Annotated in this window: 1 protein-coding gene; it reads left to right on the top strand. The window is 35.3% G+C overall.

The window, feature by feature from the left end:
- Positions 1-445 precede the first annotated feature (445 nt).
- Entirely contained in the window at positions 446-1,681 is a 1,236-nt protein-coding gene (locus P8M54_RS15685) for a tetracycline resistance MFS efflux pump (protein WP_038503344.1), read from the top strand.
- Positions 1,682-1,971 lie beyond the last annotated feature (290 nt).

Genomic DNA, 1,971 nt, shown 5'->3' with positions numbered 1-1,971 from the left:
GAACGTTAGCGGTCATTGTAAATGTACAAGCATTAAACGCCCGACAAAAAAACTAACACTTCGTTGGTCTTGTTAATTATTTTTCGCAACTCGACATTGACGTCTTAAACTTTGTTTATATTTGTGCCATTATGAGGCAATAATATTTTCATAGCGTTCTACGCTTTTTTTCTTAACCAAATCTGGTTGATGTAAATCGTCAGCAAAAAGTGGACTGATTTAGTTCAAAACTAAGAGAGTGTTTTCAAAATCCTTAAATTTGAATTATTATGAAAACACCCAAGAAAAAAACATTTATCTTTGAATTATTAACTAAATACTCTCTTAGGAAAAGTCCACTTTAGTTTGAAGACGTACATGGTTGAGACTCTTCTTAATTGAATTTATTATTAACAAACTGCATTATACTTTTCAGAGTAATGCTATAATTTATCGCTTCATAAAAATGAAATCAAATCATAAATCAACACTCATATTTGTATTAATAGTTGTCGTAATTGACACCGCAGGTTTTGGACTAATTTTTCCAGTTCTACCACAACTACTAATTAATCTACTTCATTCAGACATCAGCACAGCCGCCAAATACGGAGGCTGGCTCTCATTTGCTTATGCAATTATGCAATTTGTTTTTGCACCAGTTTTAGGGAATTTAAGCGACCAATATGGCAGGCGACCAGTACTTTTAAGCTCATTGTTTGGGTTTAGCATCGACTGCATTTTTCTTGCTTTTGCACCAAGTATTTTGTGGCTTTTTGTTGGGCGGACAATTGCAGGTATAACAGGAGCAAGCTATTCCGTTGCATCTGCTTGTGTTGCCGACATTAGCACAGACGATAATAGAACTAAAAATTTCGGACTTATAAACGCAGGCTTTGGTTTGGGGTTTATAATTGGACCCATAATTGGCGGAACATTGGTACAATTCGGAACTCATACACCCTTTATTGTTGCTGCTATTTTAAGTTTTATCAATTTTATTTTCGGCTATTACTTTTTCCCGGAATCGTTAAAAGCAAATAACCGCAGGAAATTTGACTGGAAAAGAGCTAATCCATTTGGTTCCCTCAAACACTTACAGAAATTCCCATTGATAAAAACTTTAGTGCTATCAATGATTTTTGTTTCCATCGCTAATCACAGTATGGAAAGTGTTTGGGCATTTTTCACCATTGAAAAATTTAAGTGGAGCACCTCTCTTGTTGGCTACTCATTAGCATTTATAGGCATTCTATCAATTATCGTTCAGTTATGGTTAGTCAGTATTTTGGCAAAAAAATTGGGCGACAAACGAATGGCAGTATTAGGATTTGTACTTATGATGACGGGCTTTTTTCTGTTTGCTTTTACACCGTGGCAATGGTTGCTCTTTACCGCTTTATTACTTTTCATAGTTGGTGGAATTCAAGGCACAGCCGTTCAAAGTATTATGTCTTCTGCAATGCCCGACAACGAACAAGGTGAACTTCAAGGTGCTTTAGGCAGTTTAATGGGCTTGACAACTCTGATTGCACCACCGTTAATGACAAGCAGTTTTTCTTACTTTACGGGAAAACAATCCGAGATTTATTTTCCAGGAATTCCTTTTTTAATTGCTTCAATATTGACATTAATTAGTTTAATTTTGTTTCTTAAAAGTTTTAAAAAATCAAATAGACTGATAAAATCGGTGGACAAGTAATGACCATATAGACAGAAAACAACGAACCGCTAACAGCACCTAAAAAAAATGGCGGGCGAAGTGCGAATATAAACAGTTGTGCAACTAATAAACATTGTGCGTTTAGACAGTTTAGTGTTCCAAAGCCGCCACTTCTTTTAGCCGCAACCCGTTATGGTAAATAGCTCTTTGGACGTGCTCAATTAATGTGATTTTAATTTTTTTAAGTGATGACTAAAAAAGTTTACAGTAAGCTGCCGGAAATAAAAACCTAGAGCAGCAAAATTAATTGTTGTCGATATTGAATACAG

Origin of the sequence: Flavobacterium sp., assembly GCF_029242675.1 — a bacterium.
Classification (GTDB): domain Bacteria; phylum Bacteroidota; class Bacteroidia; order Flavobacteriales; family Flavobacteriaceae; genus Flavobacterium.
This window is presented reverse-complemented; position numbering and strand designations above follow the sequence as displayed.